Raw genomic sequence first — 16701 nt, 5'->3', positions numbered from 1 at the left:
ATGGACAACTTATAGGAGGGGTGTTTATGCAATTTCTAGTTATTAAGAAACGTTCTTTAGTCTTTATTCTACTTATTTTCCTTACGATAGCATCAGCTTCAGTTTGGTACTACATGAATCTAAATACACTACCCGTTATGAATCAGCCATCTCAAGATCAAGCTAGAGTCATTCATATGGTTACAGGTGAATTTAAGTCTACAACAGAGGATGGTAAAGAAATTGAGGCTTACAGATGGGATCCTGGAACCATTCTTATTAACAAGGGTGAAAAAGTTAAATTAGTGATTTACGGTGTAAACGGAAAAGAACATCCATTTATGATTGAAGGTACCAACATTAAAGGGACTGTGAAAAAAGGTGAGGAAACGGTTGTGGATCTTCAATTTGATCAAGAAGGTACATACAGACTTATCTGTTTAACACACCCTGATAAAAACAGTAGTGGCCCAATGATTGCTTATATTGTAGTTGATTAATGTGCTCTGAGGCTGTTTTGTTGTTACAGTAAACAAAGCAGCCTCACCTTTTCTTCGCACTAAAGTCCATTCACTTTTCATCCGCATATATCCTCCAACATTTTTATATATTTAATTTCCTCTTTTGTTCAAATTCCTTTCATCATTTTTAAATGTCACGAAATCTCCAAATGCTCGACCTCTTTTTAACTGTTAGTGGCGTTACAATAGTGTTAATTGAAGAGCACCAACAATCAATTATAGTACAGTTTTGCAACTCATTAACTGTTAAGTACACTTTTACGATTGAAATATACCACACAAAACCAATGTTCATAATAATGTCAAATTACAAACCCAAAAGTGTGATGTACTTCACATTTAAAACTGTTATACTTCATTTAAGATTAAATTGTAATAACTGTTATATATATAAATTAACTTAAGAGGTGGACCATCATGGACCAATGGAAAGGTTTTTCAACAGGTAGTTGGCAAAGAGAAGTAAATGTACGAGACTTTATTCTAAAGAATTTCACTCCATATGAAGGAGATGATTCATTTTTAGAAGGTCCTACAGAAGCAACAACTGAACTTTGGAAACAAGTGATGGAATTAACGAAAAAAGAACGTGAAAACGGTGGAGTTCTTGATATGGATACGGAAGTTGTATCTTCCATTGTCTCTCACGGCGCTGGTTATTTAAATAAAGAGCTTGAAAAAGTAGTGGGTGTTCAAACAGATCAACCATTTAAACGTTCCCTTCAACCTTATGGTGGAATAAGAATGGCTCAACAATCTTGTGAGTCTTACGGATTTGAATTAAATAAAGAAATCGAGAGAATTTTTACAGAATATAGAAAAACTCATAACCAAGGAGTTTTTGATGCATATACAGATGAAATGAAGCTTGCTCGTAAAGTAGGTATTATCACTGGCTTACCTGACGCATATGGTCGTGGACGTATTATCGGCGACTATCGACGTGTAGCCCTTTACGGTGTTGATTTCTTAATCGCAGAGAAGAAAAAAGATTTAGCTGGTACTACAGCTGTTATGAGCGAAGATGTAATTAGATTGAGAGAAGAAATCTCAGAACAAATTCGTGCATTACAAGAGTTAAAACAACTAGGAGAGATTTACGGTTTTAATTTATCACAACCTGCTACTAATGCAATAGAAGCTTTCCAATGGTTATATCTAGCTTACCTTGCTGCTATTAAGGAGCAAAATGGTGCTGCAATGAGTCTGGGGCGTGTTTCCACTTTCCTAGATATCTATATTAATAGAGATTTTCAAAACGGGTTTATCACAGAGGATGAAGCTCAAGCACTAGTTGACCACTTTGTTATGAAGCTTCGTTTAGTCAAATTTGCTCGTACTCCAGATTATAATGAATTATTTAGTGGCGACCCAACTTGGGTTACGGAATCAATTGGTGGAATGGCTATGGATGGACGTCCTCTTGTAACTAAGAGTTCTTTCCGTTTCTTGCACACATTATCTAACCTTGGCCCTGCACCAGAGCCTAACTTAACAGTCTTATGGTCAACACAACTACCAGAAGGCTTCAAAAAATATTGTGCAAAAATTTCCATTGAGACAAGTTCGATTCAATATGAAAATGATGATGTGATGCGCCCTGAATGGGGAGACGATTATGGAATCGCATGCTGTGTTTCAGCTATGGAAATTGGTAAGCAAATGCAATTCTTTGGAGCACGTGCTAACTTAGCGAAAGCCCTTCTATATGCGATTAATGGCGGTAAAGATGAAAAGTACAAAATCCAAGTTTCACCTGAGTCTTCCCCTATTACTTCAGACATTCTGAATTACGATGAAGTACTGGCAAAATTTGATCAAACAATGGAATGGCTTGCTGGGCTTTATATCAACACATTAAACGTGATTCACTATATGCATGATAAGTACAGCTATGAAAGAATTGAAATGGCATTACATGATTCACAGATCCTTCGTACTATGGCGACTGGTATTGCTGGACTAAGCGTTGTGGCAGACTCACTGAGTGCGATTAAATATGCAGAAGTGAAAGTTATTCGTGACGAGGATGGAACTGCTATTGACTTTGAAATTAACGGAGATTTCCCTAAATACGGTAACAATGATGACCGTGTAGATAGTATCGCTGTAGAACTAGTAGAAACTTTTATGAAAAAACTTCGTAAGCATAAAACTTACAGAGATTCACTAACAACAATGTCTATTTTAACGATTACTTCTAACGTTGTTTATGGTAAGAAAACAGGTAATACACCAGATGGTCGTCGTGCAGGTGAGCCTTTTGCTCCTGGTGCGAACCCTATGCATGGTAGAGATACAAAAGGTACTCTAGCTTCCCTATCTTCTGTTGCAAAATTACCATATAGCTATGCATTAGATGGTATCTCAAATACTTTCTCTATCGTGCCAAAAGCTTTAGGAAAAGATGATGATAGCAGAATTCGTAATTTAGTGAGTATTTTAGATGGTTACTCTATCAAACAAGGTCACCATTTAAACGTAAACGTATTTAATAGAGAAACATTACTTGATGCAATGGAGCACCCAGAAGAGTATCCACAGTTAACGATTCGCGTATCCGGTTATGCCGTTAACTTCATTAAATTAACTAGAGAACAGCAGCTTGACGTAATCAACCGCACATTCCATGGTTCAATGTAATTAAGAAAAGCGTAAGCGCCCGTTTAGCGACGTATGGACTGGAGCGCCTCGACTGAGATAAAGGAAACACGAAGAGCGTCAGCGATTCGATGTTGACTTATCGTAGGGAGAGGAGCGAAGTACACTAGTCGCTGGGCGTTGGAGCTAGACAGTAATCTAAATTCAGAAAACATATACTTCCTTATCTAGAAATAACTGGATCGTATACATGTTATTATTACGCTCCCCCTTTTCTTCATGGAATGAACACCAATGTAAAACAGCAAGCTTATCTCGAGAGGAGTACACATCATGAACGGAAACATACATTCAATCGAAACATTTGGAACAGTAGATGGTCCTGGCATTCGCTATGTCATTTTTACTCAAGGTTGTCTTCTGCGCTGTCAGTTCTGTCATAATGCAGATACTTGGGAAATAGGGACTGGTAAAGTTATGTCTGTTTCTGAAATCATTGATGACTTAAAATCCTACCTTCCTTTTATCGATGCATCTGGTGGTGGTATTACGGTTAGTGGTGGTGAACCACTTCTACAAATCCCCTTCTTAATTGAATTATTTAAGGAGTGCAAAAAACTTGGAATCCACACAACCATTGATTCATCGGGCGGCTGTTTTTCACATGCGGAGCAATTCCAAAGAAATCTAAAGGAGCTATTACAATATACGGATCTGGTGTTATTAGACTTAAAACATATTGATAGAAAGAAACATATTAATCTAACGGGCATGGCAAATGACCACATTTTGGAGTTTGCTAAATACCTATCAGATCAAAAGGTCCCAATTTGGGTGCGACATGTTTTAGTCCCTACCGTTTCAGATGATGAAGAGGATTTAAGAAGACTAGGTGAATTTATTCAAACATTGTCTAACGTTGAAAGAATTGAAGTCCTTCCCTACCATAAGCTTGGTGTATATAAATGGGAAGCTTTGGGCTTGGAATACCCTTTAAAGGATATTGAGCCACCAAGTGATGAAAAGGTCGAGTTAGCAACAAATTTATTAAATGGTCAGTAGAAAGTGCTATGCTATTTTAGTATAGCACTATTTTTTTACCACATATTTCTATATAATAGAGGTAGGTGGTGAAATACGTTGGTATTGAATATAAAAAACAGAAAAATTTACATGTACTTACTTTTAACAAGTTTGATTATTTTTACAAACTTTTTGCTGTACCGTTTGCCTTCATTGCAGCCTATTTCAAGTGAAGTTGTATTAGGTTCTATAATTGATTTTTTGCTAGTTATTCCAATTTTGACTTATTTCTTGATTATTAGAAAAAAATATTCACTTAAATATCTTGGATTAGCCTTACTTGCTGGGTATGGAGTAGCATATTTTATTATTCCTAGTAATCATATGCAACAATACTCCTTTGTACCATATGTTGTTGCATTTTCAGAGGGATTACTCTTTTTATTAGAACTATACATTCTTTATAAAATAGTAATACAGTTCCCTAAATTGCGTAAAGAATATAAAAGATTAAGTTCCGAAAATTCTTTTTTTCAATACAATCTGAAGAAAACTCTTGATATACATTTACCTAAAAATCGTTTACTTTATGTTTTCCTTTCAGAACTATCCGTTTTCTACTATTCTTTATTTTGTTGGCGTAAGAAAGTGAATGTACCAAATGGAATATCATTTACGTATCACAAGAAAACAAGTGTGATTGCTGTTTATGTTATGCTCATTCATGCAACAGTTATTGAATCAATCGGTCTACATTACTTGTTACATCATTGGAATGAAATAATAGCCTATATACTATTGTTTTTTAATATTTATGGAGTACTTTATTTTATTGGTGAAATACAAGCCGCTAGATTAACACCATATTTATTAGATGATCAGAAACTATATCTACAAACTGGATTATCGAAAAGTATGGAAATCCCCCTAGAAAATATTAAAGAATTAAAATATTTTGATGGTCCTGAAAAGTTTTCAAAACAAGAACTAAAAACTATGTACGATGCTAGGGTTGTAGATTTTATGGTTGAAAAACCAATGTTCGATCTCCTTCTAAAAGAAGAACAAACTTTGTCACTAATGTATGGAATAAAAAGAAAAGCCAACCGTGTGGTCCTTAACGTAGATGAACCTCAAAAGTTTCTTAATGAAATACAGGCTAGATTAACAAACACTGAGAAGTAAATTTCTCAGTGTTTTCTATTTTATTAGAGTACTATTTGCTATAATGATAGTTACTATATACTCCAGCTTAGGAGGTATGTTAATGCAGCAATGGTTAAACGAATTGAGTCAGTTTTTAAGCGAACCATTTTTTACGATGGTTGGAGATACGAACCAAGTCCCCCTTCTAGCAGCCTTTATTCTTGGATTAATAGGAGCGGTTGCACCTTGTCAATTAACAGGTAACATAGGAGCCATTACCTTTTATGGAACAAAAACATTAAATCAAAATAATCGTTGGGTCGATGTACTCTTTTTTTTACTAGGAAAAATAGCGGTCTTTTCCCTACTAGGTCTATTAGTTTGGCTAATCGGCCAAGAATTTCAGCTTTTATTGCCTGAATACTTGTCCCTTTTTAGAAAACTATTGGGTCCTCTATTTATCCTTGTTGGATTGATTCTACTAGGAATATTAAAAATACCTTTTCTTGAGAGAATAACAGCTCCTCTCTCAAATATAAATCATTCAGGCAAATGGGGCTCATTTTTGATGGGTGTTAGCTTTTCATTAGCTTTCTGTCCCACTATGTTTTCTTTGTTCTTTTTCACACTAATGCCCATTGTCGTAAGTTCGTCATATGGAGCAATCTTACCTTCTGTATTTGCTATAGGAACGACTATACCTGTTATTATTGTCTTAGCCCTTATTTATCTATTTGGTTTAGATGGATCATTCATAAAAAAAGGGCGTAAAATAGGCAGTATGATTCAAAAAAGCGCAGGATTCTTTTTAATCTTATTAGGATTATTTGATGCACTTGCCTACTGGAGATAAGTAAAGGGAGAACTCATTTTGAGTTCTCCCTTTTAGATTACTTCCACCAATCATCAAACATAGTAGTGGGTGGTCTTCTCTTATGTTCGGTTACTAAATACCGTTTTTCAACTTTTTCTGCTACTTCTTGAGAAACTTCTTTTCCTTCAAGATAGTCGTCTAACTCATCATAAGTAATTCCTAATTCTGTCTCATCGGCTTGCCCAGGCTTTTGGTCTAGCAAATCTGCTGTTGGCACTTTTAGATAAAGGGATTCTTCCGCACCAAGTTCCTGCAACAAAGCCTTCCCTTGTCGTTTAGTTAATCCAGAAAGAGGAAAAATGTCCGCCCCTCCATCTCCATGCTTCGTAAAAAATCCTGTTACTGCTTCAGCCGCATGGTCTGTCCCTATGACTAATAAGTTATCTTGACCACCAATTGCATATTGGGCAATCATTCTCATTCGTGCCTTTACATTCCCCTTATGATAATCTCTCAACGGGGAATCGACTGTAATTTGATCATATTCCTTTTGTACAGCATCAACGGGTTCCTTAATATTAAATGTATATTGCTCATCTGGTTGAATAAAAAATAAAGCTCTTTGTGCATCATCTTCATCCTTTTGTACACCGTATGGAAGTCGAACAGCTGAAAACTTTGCTTCATAGCCTTCGTTACGTAATTCCTCTACAGCAAGCTGTGCAAGTCTACCAGCTAGAGTGGAGTCTTGCCCTCCGCTAATACCTAGGGCATACCCCTTTGCATTGGTTTTTCTTAAATAATCTTTTAAAAAATTAATTCGTGTTCTGATTTCTTCTTTAGGATTAATATGTGGATTGACATGTAAGTCTTCCATAATCTTTTTTTGCATATTCATGAGAGAAATCCTCCCTGTTATTTGCTTAAAATGAATTAACTACTCCGCTCTAACGTTTACTAACCTTCATTTTTTCTCGCACTTCATTGATATTGTTCATTTTGTTATCCCAGCATTTCTGACTTAAATCAACAGGATATTCTTCAGGGTTTAGTGATCTTGTATACTCTTCCCATAAAAGCGTTAAATTTTCTTTTGCATATGTTTGCATTTCTAATAAACTTGGGCTTGCATAAACCTGTTTGCCGTCTACAAAAATATCCTGATGAAGATCTTTTGCTTCAAAATTAGTTACAAACTTACTGACATACGTATGGACTGGATGAAACATCTTAAGTCTTTCTTCTTTTTGTGGTTCTTCATCCTCCATCGTTATGTAGTCACCTTCTGATTTTCCGTTTGCCAAATTGATAATTCGATAAAGCTTTTTAAGCCCCGGTGTTGATACTTTTTCAGGATTGCCACTAATTTTAATCGTGTCAACCATCTTTCCGTTTTCGTCTTCGATGGATACTAATTTATAAACGGCACCCAAAGCCGCTTGATCAAAAGCCGTAATGAGTTTTGTACCAATACCCCAAATATCAATTTTTGCACCTTGTGCCTTTAAGTTCATAATGGTGTATTCGTCTAAGTCATTCGAAGCAACAATTTTTGTATTTACAAAGCCAGCATCATCTAACATTTTGCGTGCTTTTTTTGATAAATAAGCTAAATCACCACTATCTAAGCGGATTCCTTTAAAATTGATCTTATCTCCAAGTTCTTTTGCTACTTTAATCGCATTTGGAACACCTGATTTTAGCGTGTCGTATGTATCAACTAAAAAAACACAGTCTTTATGTCTTCGAGCGTACTTATGAAAAGCCGTATACTCATCTTTATATGCCTGTACAAGAGAATGAGCATGAGTCCCTGATACTGGTATCCCAAATTTTTTCCCCGCTCGCACATTTGACGTTGCATTAAAACCACCAATATAAGCAGCACGGGTTCCCCAAATAGCAGCATCCATTTCATGTGCTCTTCTTGTACCAAATTCCATTGCTACTTCATCCCCAACGACCTGCTTAATGCGCGAGGCCTTTGTAGCAATTAATGTTTGGTAGTTCACAATATTTAATAGAGCTGTTTCTATTAGTTGAGCTTCAGCAAGCGGCGCCTCTACCCTTATTAAAGGTTCATTACCAAAAACAAGTTCTCCTTCTACAACGGAACGGATGTTACCTGTAAACCGCACTGTCCTTAAATAATCGATAAAATCTTCTGAGTAGCCAGCCTCACTTTTCAAATAATGTAAGTCACTATCACTGAATTTGAAATTCTTTATATAATCGATTACACGATCTAAGCCCGCAAACACCCCATATCCATTTCCAAATGGTAGGGTTCTGAAATACATTTCAAATACTGCCTTTCGAGAATGAATGCCATCTTCCCAATAGGTTTCGGTCATATTAATTTGATATAAATCTGTATGCAGAGCTAAACTGTCATCTTGATAAACGTCCTCCATGTTGTTTCCTCCTTAAACGATCTTACCATTTAAACAACCTGTAAAATGCCCTAATGCCCATTTATGACCATCTTGATTAAAACTAGCCACAGCTTTTTCATGTACAACAATTTTAAACCCTTTGTTATAAGCATCAACCGCTGTATGTAAAATGCAAATATCCGTACAAACACCTACTAGATGTACTTCTTCTATATTTCTTGCACGCAATTTCATTTCGAGGTCTGTACCGGCAAATGCACTGTATCTAGTTTTATCCATCCAATATACATTGTCGGCATTTTTATTTTGTTCATATACATCACTTAATTTTCCGAACAAATCTCTTCCGCCCGTCCCATGAATGTTATGCGGAGGAAACAATGCTGTTTCTGGGTGGAATGGATCATTCTCATAATGTACATCGATAGCAAAAACAACATAATCTCCTTCACGTATGAATTGTTCTGTAATAGAACAGATTTCTTCCTCTATCTTTTCGCCTGGTTCTCCAACCGGTAAAGCACCATTCACAAAATCATTTGTATAGTCAATGTTTAGCAATGCCTTTTTCACTGTAAATTGCCTCCCTTTTCAATTCGAATACATCTCTATATATAATAATCAATCCTTTACTTGATTACCATATTTTACTCTGAAAAGAGCCCACGCAACCAACATATCAGTCGAATAGCATGAATAGGTAAGAGGCTCCCCCTTTAAAACCTTAAAAGGAGGCATATTATGAGCTGGAGGAAGTTCCTTTTCATATTCATTCCTGCTATATTCATCCTGATTATCCCTTTTTTCTTTATTGAAAATCAGTCATCAAATGACCAACCTTCACACAATAATAATCAACCCCAAAATAACAAAGATAAGGATAAAAATAAAGAAAGTTCCTCTGAAAACGGACAAAACAACAGTAAAGACAAAGAACAATCCGATTCAAAAGAAATATATTGGGGTGTAGATTCGGCCTCTTTTACAACGAATGAATTATTTTCCTGTGTTAGAGATAATTTTGGCAAGCCTAAAGTTTGGGGTAGATATTTAGGTACGATTGATGGAGTATCAAGCGGCTTAACTAAAGACGAAATAAAGCTGCTACAAGACAACAACATTAAGATACTATTAATTAACAACCAATTTACGGATGCTTCAGGATATGACAATGGTGTAGAACAAGCAAAAAAGGGGATTAAAATTGCGGAGGATCTGGGAGCTCCAGATGGAGTAGCCATTTTTGCAGACATTGAACCAGAGTACCCGGTTGATTCTGCATTTATTCAAGGCTGGTTTGATGAAATGAGCAATTCTAAATATGAACCAGGGATATATGGTGTTTTTTCAAATGAGCAAGCATTACTCGATGCCTTTAATGCTGCAGTCGAAGAGAATTCTCAACTATTAAAGGATGTTATACTTTGGACAGCTTTCCCACAGGAAGGAATTACGACAAAAGGCAAAGCACCTAAATTTAATCCAGAAGGACCGAAAGACTCCCTCCTATATGGCTGGCAATATGGAATTGATGCAGAAACATGTAATATTGATACCAACCTCTTTAATGGTAGGTTATTAGATTATTTATGGTAGTTTATTATGTTCGGTGGGCTGTTTATAATAACAGCTCCTTTTTGTATGAAACTTTACTAAATTTTTCTCGTATATACATAAATAACTTAGTTTGCTATACCATTGATATTGGAATATAATTTTTATCATAACCTATTAATTCGAGGTGAGAACTTGTACGAATTTCTCTCAGACCTTACACATATTTCAACCATATATACATTATACGGTAGTATCCTTTTAGGTTTTATTATTAAATATATTTGGAATTGTAACATTGAATTTCAGTTTAAGGACATAAAAAACACTTCTACATCATTGGGTGTAAGTACTTACCCGTTGATCGTTTTTGATGCTATAACTGGACATAATCAACCAATCTTTCAATGGATGGTTAAACGTAGAAGGCGAAAAGAGCCCAGCAATGATGATATAGATGTAAATTTTCCTCCACTTTTAAAAAAAATAAAAATATCGGAGGAAAACAAATATGAAACTAAAAACTTTTTATATTGCATTAATGACAATTTCCATCACATTTATCTTAACAGCCTGCTCACAAAATACAGATCAGAATGATGGTTTATTTCATAACCTTTTTGTAGAGCCATTCACTAATGCAATCCATATAATCGGAACCTTCTTTAATGGCAGTTTTGGGCTGGCAATCATCATGATTACATTACTGATTCGCCTCATTTTAATGCCCCTTATGTTTAAGCAGTATAAAAATCAGCAAGTAATGAAAGAAAAAATGGATTTATTGAAACCAGAAATGGACGAGATTCAGAAAAAGCTAAAAGAGACAAAAGACATTAAGGAACAACAAACTCTTCAACAGGAGATGTTCAGTTTATATAGAAAACATGGCGTGAACCCACTTTCAATTGGTTGTTTACCTATGCTTATTCAAATGCCAATTCTAATGGGTTTTTATTATGCCATTAGAGGCTCTGAAGAAATTGCGACACACTCCTTTCTATGGTTTAATTTAGGTTCTCCAGATCTATGGATTACCGCTTTAGCTGGAATTGTTTATTATTTACAGTTTAAAGTTTCATCGACAAATATCCCATCGGCTCAGCAGCAACAAATGAAACTAATGGGACTCCTATCCCCTGTTATGATTGTTATGTTTTCATTTAATGCGCCAGCTGCCCTTCCTTTATATTGGGCTGTAGGTGGGGGATTTTTAATTATTCAAAGTTTAATTGGGAAACGTTTGTACCAATCTAAAGCATCCTATGTCGAAACAGATGGTCAAAAAGCTTAAAATAAAATGGTCTGTTAGCTTTAATGAGCTACAGACCTATTTTTTTACGATAAATAACCTAAAAATGCTGCCAGAATACCAAAAAAATAAGTCATCAATAAGTAGACAACGGCGTGAAAATTGGCTTTCTTTTGTACCATTTGAATGAATTCAACTTTTAATGTAGAGAAGGTTGTGAATGCCCCTAAAAAACCTATACCTAATAAAGAATACCACATTCCGTCTATATCGTGACCTAACAACCATCCTAAAAGAAATGACCCTACTATATTCACAATAAACGTGCCTAATGGAATCGGGTAATTCGAGTGAGTTTTAAAGTAGGTTCCAATTCCAAAACGGAAAATTGCACCGGCGAATCCTCCTAGAGCAATCCAAATGATATTCAACCCAACAATCATTTATTTTCACCTACCTGCTCTGTTTCGCCTTTTTGGTACAATCCAATATAAGCTAAAAATAAACCTCCAAAAATGCTTAGAAATAAATAAATGAAAGCAGATATATAATGATGATTTTGAAATAAAGCAATGGTTTCATTACTTAAGGTAGAGAAGGTTGTAAAGGAACCTATCAAACCTGTACCAATCGCAGAAGCAAATTCAGGTTTGATTTTATTAGTGGATATAAAGTTTTTCGTAAACCAGCCTAGGAAAAAAGCACCCACGAGATTCGCGATAAGAGTGCCATATGGAAAGCTTGTCTCTGCATGGTGAAAAGTTAGTAGAAACAATAAATACCGTAATACACTCCCAATCGCCCCTCCTAGACCAACTAATAGATAAATAAACAAACAATACCCTTCCTTCAACAAAAAACTGTTAGCAATTGGCTAACAGTTTTCTTGTGGGATCAATTTCTTTATACTACACAAGTTCAAAGTAATCTTTATAATAACCGCCGACTTTTCCACTGTTATCAACAATGAAGTAGAATTCTTCCGTTTCATTTTTCACGTCATACGTTTGATTCTCAGTTAACTTTTGGTTAACTATGTATTTTTCTGCATTTGTATGAACGCATTTAACCTTTTTTAATGTTTCTGTGTTGTTCCACTTTAAATGTAACATGTATTGCCACTCCTTCAAATAACTTATATCTATTATAATGAATATTCTTTCTCCTCTGCAACTACATTGTCACGTCTATGTTTAAAAGAAGGAAGGCGAAACATCTTTTTACGTATTTTTTTTATCTGATTATGATCAAAGGTGTACATTTCACGTGTTACTACATTTCTTAAAGTAACATAAGTTTTATTGCATATCGTATCGAGTCGAATAAACTCAAGATTTTCGTAGTATTTATTGTCGTACACCACTTCATAATAGCCATTTTCAGCAAATAACTTCATATGATGACCCTCTTTCTGAGATGGTGGTAATAGTGGTTTACCACTCTTGTTGCTTGTTTTAAACATTTTTGCAACATTTTTCTCAGAAAGCGGTTTTCTAAAGAAAATTATTATTTATTCAAATTCTTTTTATTTTATTTATTCAATTCTTCCCATTCACTTAATTGCACGACTCCAAGCTCTCTTCTCGGAGGATTTTCTAACACGCTAATGTACTCTAAGGAGTTACCATCTGGGTCACTAAAATAGACCGACGCAGCTGGCATCCAAGCATGTACCATTGGCTCCGTTCCTGGCAATCCGAATGATTCTTCAGCTTTAATTCCTTTTTCTTTCAACCAATCAATGGAATTTTTTAAATCATCTAATGAAATTGAAAAGGCAATATGTCTTCTCGGTACTTCTTTATCGGTTTCCCATATTCCTAAGAGATTCTCTTTACTTTCAACATCTCCAAGAAAGAAAAATGCTACCCTTCTTTCCTCAATAACATAGTCCAAAGTAAATCCTAAGCGTTTGTAAAATTGAATAGATCTTTCTAAATCAGAAGTCATTAAGTGTGCTTCATATAATTTCGCCTGTTTCATTATTAAACCACCTTTACTAGTTATAGCCTTAGTATAATTTTTCTAAAGGAGACAGGAATCGCCTAGAAGCATGAAACATTATACAACTTTAGTAGGATATATATCTGGTTAAAGAGTTATAACTCTAAAGTTAACATAATATAATTATAGTTAATAAAAAAGATTAATACTTATTTAAATATCAATCTCTACTCCTAATCTTTTTAAATCTAGTTGTAGCTTTTTAAAGTACCCTTCGCTTACTCTACCCTTGGATCCTCTTAAAATTTCAGTGGCGTAATGAATGGGTGGTGCACTTTCTTCTTTCTTCTCATATACATGAAAGGTAAGAACATCTTCATGTAATTTCCCATCTGCTTTTACAGTAACAAACGTCGGTCGATAACACTTTGAGTAAAACCCTTCCCTCTTAAACAGGTAAGAAATCGCTTCAAAGGGTAACTCATAAAGAATTCCTTCCGTTTCTCCCCCATCTTCAAGGATATCAGCTCTTCCACCGTCCTGGGCAGAATATAAGTACTTCATAGAATAACCTTGTAACACTCCAACGCCAATCACTTTATTAAAATAATGGTCAACTTTTGCAAGTTTAAATCTATCATCGTCCATACAGGAACCATAGGCAAGATAACTTACCGTTTGATGTGGATTTTTTAACATCCGATAGAGCTTCCAATCACCATAAGGGACTTCCTCTTGTAGCAACTCTGGTCTATTACAAATATACACAAAAACCTCTTCTTCCCCTATATCCGTATAGACCTTTCTAAAAACTCTTTCGTAGAGGTTGTTCTTACGTCCAGGTACATAATCTTCAAGTAAATCTAACTGGTTAAGTTGACTCTTACTAACTTCATAGATTTCTCCGTACACCTTATCATTCTCATGTAGAGTCATTGTGGGGTAATTATTATAAGTGTCATATAATGTACCGTAAATCCAAGCTTGCTCTGCCATGCATTTACAATCTTTGAGAAGATGATGATTTCTTTCATTCTTTCGAAGCGTCCCGTAAACAAATACTCTCTCCATATTTACCTCCTACTTTGCCACGATAAAAAAGGACGGTTACCCGCCCTTTAGTATAATACTGTAATTAATGCTGGCACTGGCATTGTGGAAGCTGTGCTATTACTGGAACTTCACAAATGACCGGCTTCATGTTTTTTACATCTGATTTTTTTGAATATCTATAATGTGGCACCTTATTTAGTTCTTTATTTTTTAATTTGTACAGTTCAGAAATATGATAAAAATGATGATACATATTTTATTTCTCCTCTCATTCCTTTTGTTAATCTAAATATACTATCATCCTAATTTCCACACATTGGTAATCAGTTTGATTTACACTACAACTTTAGATTGAGAAAGGTAGGAGAAAAAGTATGTTCCCTATTTTATAAGATTGATTCATTCATTAGTTTAACATTTTCAATTGCTTGTTCTCTAAGGCGATACTTTTGGATTTTTCCTGAGGCCGTCATTGGGTAAGCCTCTGTAAAATCAATATACTTCGGTATTTTATGACGTGAAATTTTCCCTTTACAATAGTCTTTTATTTCATCAACTGATGATTGTTGACCCTCTTTTAAGATAATCCATGCAGATACTTCTTCACCGTAAACAGAATCTGGAACACCAACCACTTGTACGTCTAATACCTTTGGATGTGTATATAAAAATTCTTCTATCTCACGTGGATAAATATTTTCTCCACCTCTAATAATCATATCTTTTAGGCGTCCTGTAATTTTACAATAGCCATTTTCGTCCATTACAGCAAGGTCACCAGTATGTAACCAGCCGTCCTCATCAATGGCATCTTGGGTAGCTTCAGGATTATTGTAGTATCCTTTCATCACATGGTAGCCTCTTGTACATAATTCACCTTGCGTTCCTCTTGGTACCTCGTTCGATGTACCTGGTTCGACAATTTTCACTTCTACTTGTGGAAGTGCCTTACCAACAGACTCTACACGCAATTCTATCGGATCGTCTGTTCTTGTTTGAGTAATAACAGGAGAAGATTCTGTTTGTCCATAAGCAATCGTAATTTCAGAAGCACCCATTTTTTCAATAACTGCTTTCATTACTTCTATTGGACAATTTGACCCTGCCATAATCCCGGTTCTTAATGAAGATAAGTCATATTGATTAAACTCAGGATCATTAAGTTCCGCAATGAACATTGTCGGTACACCATGAAGTCCCGTACACTTCTCATCTTGTACCGCTTGAAGCACCTTTTTCGGACTAAATTCTTGAATAGGTACCATAGTTGCACCTACAGACACACAAGCAAGTGTTCCTAATACACATCCAAAACAATGGAAGAAAGGAACTGGAATACATAGACGATCTTCTCTTTCAAGCTTCATACAATTAGCAATATTATAGGCGTTATTAACAATATTTGAATGAGTTAACATGACACCTTTAGGGAATCCCGTTGTTCCGGAGGTGTATTGCATATTTATGACATCATCTGAATCTAAAGAATTCATCCTTTGGTCAAGTAACTCCTCTGATACACTCTCACCCATCTTTAATATGTCATCCCAACTAAATGTACCAGGATAACGATTTTCACCAAGAACGATAACATTTTTCAAGAAAGGTAGTCGCTCACTATTTAATTGTCCCGGTTCACTTTTGTTTAATTCTGGAACGATTTCATAAAGCATTTCTATGTACGATGCATCACGGAATGTCTCCATTAAGATGATAGTGGTAGACTCCGACTGTTTTAATAAGTATTCTAGTTCTGCTGTGCGATAATTTGTATTAACAGTAACTAACACAGCACCCATTTTTCCCGTTGCAAATTGGCAAGTTAGCCATTCTGGTTTATTCGTTGCCCACACGGCAATGTTCTCGCCTTTTTCTAATCCTAGTTTCATTAATCCTTTTGCTACATTTCTACATTGCTGATCAAATTGTTCATATGTAAGCCTTAATCCTAATTCAGGATATACAACTGCTTCGTGATTTGGATGGAGTTTGGCTTTTTCTGCTAATAAAGCCCCTACTGTACTTTTTAACAAGTTAGACACTGATTGAATCCTCCTTAATTTAAAGCGTTTTCATAAACTATTACAGTTCTTGGAGAAATCTCTACTAGTTGTTATAAATTATGTTACCATATATAACAGAATATTCAATATTTTCTTGATATAGTATTATTTTAGAAATAAAGTAGGGGTATCAAAAACTAACCTTTATAGTCACTAGTTATAATATGATCTTGCATTAAAAAGCCGTTGATTTCCGCTCCAGGGGGACGCTTTCCGCCGGCGGTCCGTGAGCCTCCTGATATGAACGAAACTGTCAAGGCCCCACTCAACATTGGTATATAGGTTGTTTTTAGGCATCTTTAATAAGAGAAGCTATATTCGGCTTCTTTACTAAGTTAAGCTATGAGCCTTTAGG

General features: G+C 35.4%; 18 protein-coding genes. 7 read left to right on the top strand and 11 right to left on the bottom strand.

From position 1 onward, the window contains the following. Positions 1-26 precede the first annotated feature (26 nt). From SM124_RS22755 to SM124_RS22735, 5 genes are all read left to right on the top strand, one after another. The gene (locus SM124_RS22755) at positions 27-479 is read left to right on the top strand and encodes a cupredoxin domain-containing protein (RefSeq protein WP_322448791.1); all 453 of its coding nucleotides are present in this window, start codon (positions 27-29) and stop codon (positions 477-479) included. A 438-nt stretch (positions 480-917) separates the two neighbouring features. Beyond that, positions 918-3143, top strand: coding sequence for a formate C-acetyltransferase (gene pflB, locus SM124_RS22750; RefSeq protein WP_322448790.1), 2226 nt, complete (start codon positions 918-920; stop codon positions 3141-3143). A 291-nt stretch (positions 3144-3434) separates the two neighbouring features. Continuing rightward, a complete protein-coding gene (gene pflA / locus SM124_RS22745) occupies positions 3435-4163 on the top strand; it encodes a pyruvate formate-lyase-activating protein (RefSeq protein ID WP_322448789.1) in 729 nt (242 codons plus the stop codon). A gap of 78 nt (positions 4164-4241) precedes the next feature. Then, complete coding sequence (locus SM124_RS22740; protein ID WP_322448788.1) at positions 4242-5309, top strand: hypothetical protein; 1068 nt, start codon at positions 4242-4244, stop codon at positions 5307-5309. Between the two features lie 82 nt (positions 5310-5391). Beyond that, positions 5392-6123 (top strand): urease accessory protein UreH domain-containing protein, encoded by a 732-nt coding sequence (locus tag SM124_RS22735; protein WP_322448787.1) that lies wholly within the window; start codon positions 5392-5394, stop codon positions 6121-6123. A 37-nt stretch (positions 6124-6160) separates the two neighbouring features. Here the strand turns inward: SM124_RS22735 and nadE are convergent, their stop codons facing one another. Genes nadE through SM124_RS22720 form a run of 3 tightly spaced genes read right to left on the bottom strand, consistent with a single transcriptional unit; the run spans position 6161 to position 9053 of the window. Continuing rightward, complete coding sequence (nadE, locus tag SM124_RS22730) at positions 6161-6982, bottom strand: NAD(+) synthase (RefSeq protein ID WP_322448786.1); 822 nt, start codon at positions 6980-6982, stop codon at positions 6161-6163. Positions 6983-7031: 49 nt separating this feature from the next. Continuing rightward, entirely contained in the window at positions 7032-8498 is a 1467-nt protein-coding gene (locus tag SM124_RS22725; RefSeq protein ID WP_322448785.1) for a nicotinate phosphoribosyltransferase, read from the bottom strand. Positions 8499-8510: 12 nt separating this feature from the next. Further along, positions 8511-9053 (bottom strand): cysteine hydrolase family protein, encoded by a 543-nt coding sequence (locus SM124_RS22720; protein WP_322448784.1) that lies wholly within the window; start codon positions 9051-9053, stop codon positions 8511-8513. 168 nt (positions 9054-9221) lie between these two features. Here SM124_RS22720 and SM124_RS22715 point away from each other — a divergent pair, with 168 nt between their 5' ends. Both SM124_RS22715 and yidC read left to right on the top strand, forming a co-directional pair. Then, positions 9222-10076, top strand: a complete 855-nt coding sequence (locus tag SM124_RS22715; RefSeq protein WP_322448783.1) for a glycoside hydrolase domain-containing protein — start codon at positions 9222-9224, stop codon at positions 10074-10076. A gap of 469 nt (positions 10077-10545) precedes the next feature. Continuing rightward, the gene (gene yidC / locus SM124_RS22710) at positions 10546-11328 is read left to right on the top strand and encodes a membrane protein insertase YidC (protein ID WP_322448782.1); all 783 of its coding nucleotides are present in this window, start codon (positions 10546-10548) and stop codon (positions 11326-11328) included. Between the two features lie 44 nt (positions 11329-11372). Here the strand turns inward: yidC and crcB (SM124_RS22705) are convergent, their stop codons facing one another. From crcB (SM124_RS22705) to SM124_RS22670, 8 genes are all read right to left on the bottom strand, one after another. After that, positions 11373-11729: a fluoride efflux transporter CrcB gene (gene crcB / locus SM124_RS22705; RefSeq protein ID WP_322448781.1), complete on the bottom strand. Its 357-nt coding sequence runs from the start codon at positions 11727-11729 to the stop codon at positions 11373-11375. Further along, a complete protein-coding gene (gene crcB / locus SM124_RS22700; RefSeq protein WP_322448780.1) occupies positions 11726-12121 on the bottom strand; it encodes a fluoride efflux transporter CrcB in 396 nt (131 codons plus the stop codon). The genes crcB (SM124_RS22705) and crcB (SM124_RS22700) overlap by 4 nt, the downstream gene beginning before the upstream one ends. 73 nt (positions 12122-12194) lie before the next feature. After that, the gene (locus tag SM124_RS22695; RefSeq protein ID WP_322448779.1) at positions 12195-12398 is read right to left on the bottom strand and encodes a DUF6501 family protein; all 204 of its coding nucleotides are present in this window, start codon (positions 12396-12398) and stop codon (positions 12195-12197) included. A 32-nt stretch (positions 12399-12430) separates the two neighbouring features. Further along, positions 12431-12682 (bottom strand): hypothetical protein, encoded by a 252-nt coding sequence (locus SM124_RS22690; protein ID WP_322448778.1) that lies wholly within the window; start codon positions 12680-12682, stop codon positions 12431-12433. 134 nt (positions 12683-12816) lie between these two features. Beyond that, entirely contained in the window at positions 12817-13269 is a 453-nt protein-coding gene (locus SM124_RS22685; protein ID WP_322448777.1) for a VOC family protein, read from the bottom strand. Between the two features lie 174 nt (positions 13270-13443). Further along, positions 13444-14301 carry a gamma-glutamylcyclotransferase family protein gene (locus tag SM124_RS22680; protein ID WP_322448776.1) on the bottom strand — a complete coding sequence of 286 codons (858 nt, stop codon included), beginning with the start codon at positions 14299-14301 and terminating at the stop codon, positions 13444-13446. 64 nt (positions 14302-14365) lie between these two features. After that, positions 14366-14536 carry a hypothetical protein gene (locus SM124_RS22675; protein WP_322448775.1) on the bottom strand — a complete coding sequence of 57 codons (171 nt, stop codon included), beginning with the start codon at positions 14534-14536 and terminating at the stop codon, positions 14366-14368. 133 nt (positions 14537-14669) lie between these two features. Further along, the gene (locus SM124_RS22670) at positions 14670-16316 is read right to left on the bottom strand and encodes an AMP-binding protein (RefSeq protein WP_322448814.1); all 1647 of its coding nucleotides are present in this window, start codon (positions 16314-16316) and stop codon (positions 14670-14672) included. Positions 16317-16701: the final 385 nt, after the last annotated feature.

It is taken from the genome of Robertmurraya mangrovi (assembly GCF_034427655.1).
GTDB lineage: Bacteria > Bacillota > Bacilli > Bacillales > Cytobacillaceae > Robertmurraya_A > Robertmurraya_A mangrovi.
Note: the sequence above shows the minus strand (reverse complement) of the source record. Positions and strands in the feature narration are given on the sequence as shown.